Source organism: Staphylococcus sp. NAM3COL9, from assembly GCF_001431205.1.
Taxonomy (GTDB): Bacteria; Bacillota; Bacilli; order Staphylococcales; family Staphylococcaceae; genus Staphylococcus.
Genome location: NZ_LGPC01000005.1, coordinates 1 through 5168 on the forward strand (window position 1 = coordinate 1; position 5168 = coordinate 5168).

Genomic DNA, 5168 nt, shown 5'->3' on the forward strand with positions numbered 1-5168 from the left:
CAATATGTCAATGTCATTCCTTCTCATCTTCTCAAGGAAGATGTTCCGAATATATCCTTAGAAAGGAGGTGATCCAGCCGCACCTTCCGATACGGCTACCTTGTTACGACTTCACCCCAATCATTTGTCCCACCTTCGACGGCTAGCTCCATAAATGGTTACTCCACCGGCTTCGGGTGTTACAAACTCTCGTGGTGTGACGGGCGGTGTGTACAAGACCCGGGAACGTATTCACCGTAGCATGCTGATCTACGATTACTAGCGATTCCAGCTTCATGTAGTCGAGTTGCAGACTACAATCCGAACTGAGAACAACTTTATGGGATTTGCATGACCTCGCGGTTTAGCTGCCCTTTGTATTGTCCATTGTAGCACGTGTGTAGCCCAAATCATAAGGGGCATGATGATTTGACGTCATCCCCACCTTCCTCCGGTTTGTCACCGGCAGTCAACCTAGAGTGCCCAACTAAATGCTGGCAACTAAGTTTAAGGGTTGCGCTCGTTGCGGGACTTAACCCAACATCTCACGACACGAGCTGACGACAACCATGCACCACCTGTCACTTTGTCCCCCGAAGGGGAAGGCTCTATCTCTAGAGTTTTCAAAGGATGTCAAGATTTGGTAAGGTTCTTCGCGTTGCTTCGAATTAAACCACATGCTCCACCGCTTGTGCGGGTCCCCGTCAATTCCTTTGAGTTTCAACCTTGCGGTCGTACTCCCCAGGCGGAGTGCTTAATGCGTTAGCTGCAGCACTAAGGGGCGGAAACCCCCTAACACTTAGCACTCATCGTTTACGGCGTGGACTACCAGGGTATCTAATCCTGTTTGATCCCCACGCTTTCGCACATCAGCGTCAGTTACAGACCAGAAAGTCGCCTTCGCCACTGGTGTTCCTCCATATCTCTGCGCATTTCACCGCTACACATGGAATTCCACTTTCCTCTTCTGTACTCAAGTTTCCCAGTTTCCAATGACCCTCCACGGTTGAGCCGTGGGCTTTCACATCAGACTTAAGAAACCGCCTACGCGCGCTTTACGCCCAATAATTCCGGATAACGCTTGCCACCTACGTATTACCGCGGCTGCTGGCACGTAGTTAGCCGTGGCTTTCTGATTAGGTACCGTCAAGATGTGCACAGTTACTTACACATTTGTTCTTCCCTAATAACAGAGTTTTACGATCCGAAAACCTTCATCACTCACGCGGCGTTGCTCCGTCAGACTTTCGTCCATTGCGGAAGATTCCCTACTGCTGCCTCCCGTAGGAGTCTGGACCGTGTCTCAGTTCCAGTGTGGCCGATCACCCTCTCAGGTCGGCTACGTATCGTCGCCTTGGTAAGCCATTACCTTACCAACTAGCTAATACGGCGCGGGTCCATCTATAAGTGATAGCAAAACCATCTTTTACTTTAGAACCATGCGGTTCCAAATGTTATCCGGCATTAGCTCCGGTTTCCCGAAGTTATTCCAGTCTTATAGGTAGGTTACCCACGTGTTACTCACCCGTCCGCCGCTAACTTCAAAGGAGCAAGCTCCTTATCCGTTCGCTCGACTTGCATGTATTAGGCACGCCGCCAGCGTTCATCCTGAGCCAGGATCAAACTCTCCATAAATGAATTATGATGTTTGATTAGCTCATAAAATACTAATTTGTGTGTTATCTCTAACACGTTTGAACCAACAATTTAATGTTGCGTTCGGAATTAACGTTGACATATTGCAATTCAGTTTTCAATGTTCATTTCTTAATCACAAGAATTAATTCTACAGGTTATGACTCAGAAAGTCAAGAACTTTTTGAAATTAATTTAATTTTCTTTAATACTTCCATAAAAAAACGACCCAAAGGTCAAAATGGAATTGCCTGGCAACGTCCTACTCTCGCGGAACGTAAGTCCGACTACCATCGGCGCTAAGGAGCTTAACTACTGTGTTCGGCATGGGAACAGGTGTGACCTCCTTGCCATTGTCACCAGACAATGAAATGTATAAAAATTATACATTCAAAACTAGATAGTAAGTAAAATTTGATAATGCCAAAACAAAACACTTTTAAATTTGATTAAGTCTTCGATCGATTAGTATTCGTCAGCTCCACATATCGCTATGCTTCCACCTCGAACCTATTAACCTCATCATCTTTGAGGGATCTTATAACCGAAGTTGGGAAATCTCATCTTGAGGGGGGCTTCATGCTTAGATGCTTTCAGCACTTATCCCGTCCATACATAGCTACCCAGCGATGCCGTTGGCACGACAACTGGTACACCAGAGGTATGTCCATCCCGGTCCTCTCGTACTAAGGACAGCTCCTCTCAAATTTCCTGCGCCCACGACGGATAGGGACCGAACTGTCTCACGACGTTCTGAACCCAGCTCGCGTACCGCTTTAATGGGCGAACAGCCCAACCCTTGGGACCGACTACAGCCCCAGGATGCGATGAGCCGACATCGAGGTGCCAAACCTCCCCGTCGATGTGAACTCTTGGGGGAGATAAGCCTGTTATCCCCGGGGTAGCTTTTATCCGTTGAGCGATGGCCCTTCCATGCGGAACCACCGGATCACTAAGTCCGTCTTTCGACCCTGCTCGACTTGTAAGTCTCGCAGTCAAGCTTCCTTATGCCTTTACACTCTATGAATGATTTCCAACCATTCTGAGGAAACCTTTGAGCGCCTCCGTTACTCTTTAGGAGGCGACCGCCCCAGTCAAACTGTCCATCTGACACTGTCTCCCACCATGATAAATGGTGCGGGTTAGAAATCCAACACAGCAAGGGTAGTATCCCACCAACGCCTCGACGTAAGCTGGCGCTCACGTTTCAAAGGCTCCTACCTATCCTGTACAAGTTGTACCGAATTTCAATATCAGACTACAGTAAAGCTCCACGGGGTCTTTCCGTCCTGTCGCGGGTAACCTGCATCTTCACAGGTACTATGATTTCACCGAGTCTCTCGTTGAGACAGTGCCCAAATCGTTACGCCTTTCGTGCGGGTCGGAACTTACCCGACAAGGAATTTCGCTACCTTAGGACCGTTATAGTTACGGCCGCCGTTTACTGGGGCTTCGATTCGTAGCTTCGCCGAAGCTAACCACTCCTCTTAACCTTCCAGCACCGGGCAGGCGTCAGCCCCTATACATCACCTTACGGTTTAGCAGAGACCTGTGTTTTTGATAAACAGTCGCTTGGGCCTATTCACTGCGGCTCTCCTGGGCGTTAACCCTAAAGAGCACCCCTTCTCCCGAAGTTACGGGGTCATTTTGCCGAGTTCCTTAACGAGAGTTCGCTCGCTCACCTTAGAATTCTCATCTTGACTACCTGTGTCGGTTTGCGGTACGGGCACCAAAATTCTAGCTAGAGGCTTTTCTTGGCAGTGTGAAATCAACGACTCGAGGAAAAAATTTCCTCTCCCCATCACAACTTGACCTTAAGAGTGCCGGATTTGCCTAACACTCAGTCTCATTGCTTGGACGTACAATCCAATAGTACGCTTCGCCTATCCTACTGCGTCCCCCCATCGCTTAAAACGAATTTTGGTGGTACAGGAATATCAACCTGTTATCCATCGCCTACGCCTATCGGCCTCAGCTTAGGACCCGACTAACCCAGAGCGGACGAGCCTTCCTCTGGAAACCTTAGTCAATCGGTGGACGGGATTCTCACCCGTCTTTCGCTACTCACACCGGCATTCTCACTTCTAAGCGCTCCACATGTCCTTGCGATCATGCTTCAACGCCCTTAGAACGCTCTCCTACCACTGTCCTTACGGACAATCCACAGCTTCGGTAATATGTTTAGCCCCGGTACATTTTCGGCGCAGTGTCACTCGACTAGTGAGCTATTACGCACTCTTTAAATGATGGCTGCTTCTAAGCCAACATACTAGTTGTCTGGGCAACGCCACATCCTTTTCCACTTAACATATATTTTGGGACCTTAGCTGGTGGTCTGGGCTGTTTCCCTTTCGAACACGGACCTTATCACCCGCGTTCTAACTCCTAAGATAAAATTGATTGGCATTCGGAGTTTGTCTGAATTCGGTAACCCGATAAAGGCCCCTCGTCCAAACAGTGCTCTACCTCCAATAATCATTACTTAAGGCTAGCCCTAAAGCTATTTCGGAGAGAACCAGCTATCTCCAGGTTCGATTGGAATTTCTCCGCTACCCACAACTCATCCGCTCACTTTTCAACGTAAGTCGGTTCGGCCCTCCATTCAGTGTTACCTGAACTTCAGCCTGGTCATGGGTAGATCACCTGGTTTCGGGTCTACGACCAAATACTCAACGCCCTATTCAGACTCGCTTTCGCTACGGCTCCACATTAACTGCTTAACCTTGCATCAAATCGTAACTCGCCGGTTCATTCTACAAAAGGCACGCCATCACCCATTAACGGGCTCTGACTACTTGTAAGCACACGGTTTCAAGTTCTATTTCACTCCCCTTCCGGGGTACTTTTCACCTTTCCCTCACGGTACTGGTTCACTATCGGTCACTAGAGAGTATTTAGCCTTGGGAGATGGTCCTCCCGGATTCCGACGGAATTTCTCGTGTTCCGCCGTACTCAGGATCCACTCAAGAGTGAACAAACTTTCGACTACAGGATTATTACCTTCTTTGATTCATCTTTCCAGATGATTCGTCTAATTTGTTCTTTTGTAACTCCGTATAGAGTGTCCTACAACCCCAACAAGCAAGCTCGTTGGTTTGGGCTCTTCCCGTTTCGCTCGCCGCTACTCAGGGAATCGATTTTTCTTTCTCTTCCTGCGGGTACTAAGATGTTTCAGTTCCCCGCGTCTGCCTTCAGATATGCTATGTATTCACATATCGATAACACGACATAACTCGTGCTGGGTTTCCCCATTCGGAAATCTCTGGATCAAAGCTTACTTACAGCTCCCCAAAGCATATCGTCGTTAGTAACGTCCTTCGTAGGCTTCTAGTGCCAAGGCATCCACCGTGCGCCCTTAATAACTTAATCTTTTCGACCTTCAACACGATAAAATCGGTTGAAAACCTAAAATGTTATTAATCTGTGAGTGTTCTTTCGAACACTAGCGATTATTTCTATTTTTTTGAATTCAAGCTTTTTAAAACTCTAATTCACTCGGTTTTGCTTGGTAAAATCATAAATTTTACTTACATATCTAGTTTTCAATGTACAAA

Annotated in this window: 3 rRNA genes; all 3 read right to left on the minus strand. The window is 47.6% G+C overall.

Annotated features, from left to right (window positions below):
- Nucleotides 1-61: 61 nt before the first annotated feature.
- A 16S ribosomal RNA gene (locus tag ACA31_RS01170) occupies nt 62-1614 on the minus strand.
- Between the two features lie 249 nt (nt 1615-1863).
- Nucleotides 1864-1978 (minus strand): 5S ribosomal RNA (gene rrf, locus ACA31_RS01175).
- An 81-nt stretch (nt 1979-2059) separates the two neighbouring features.
- Nucleotides 2060-4983 (minus strand): 23S ribosomal RNA (locus tag ACA31_RS01180).
- Between the last annotated feature and the right edge of the window lie 185 nt (nt 4984-5168).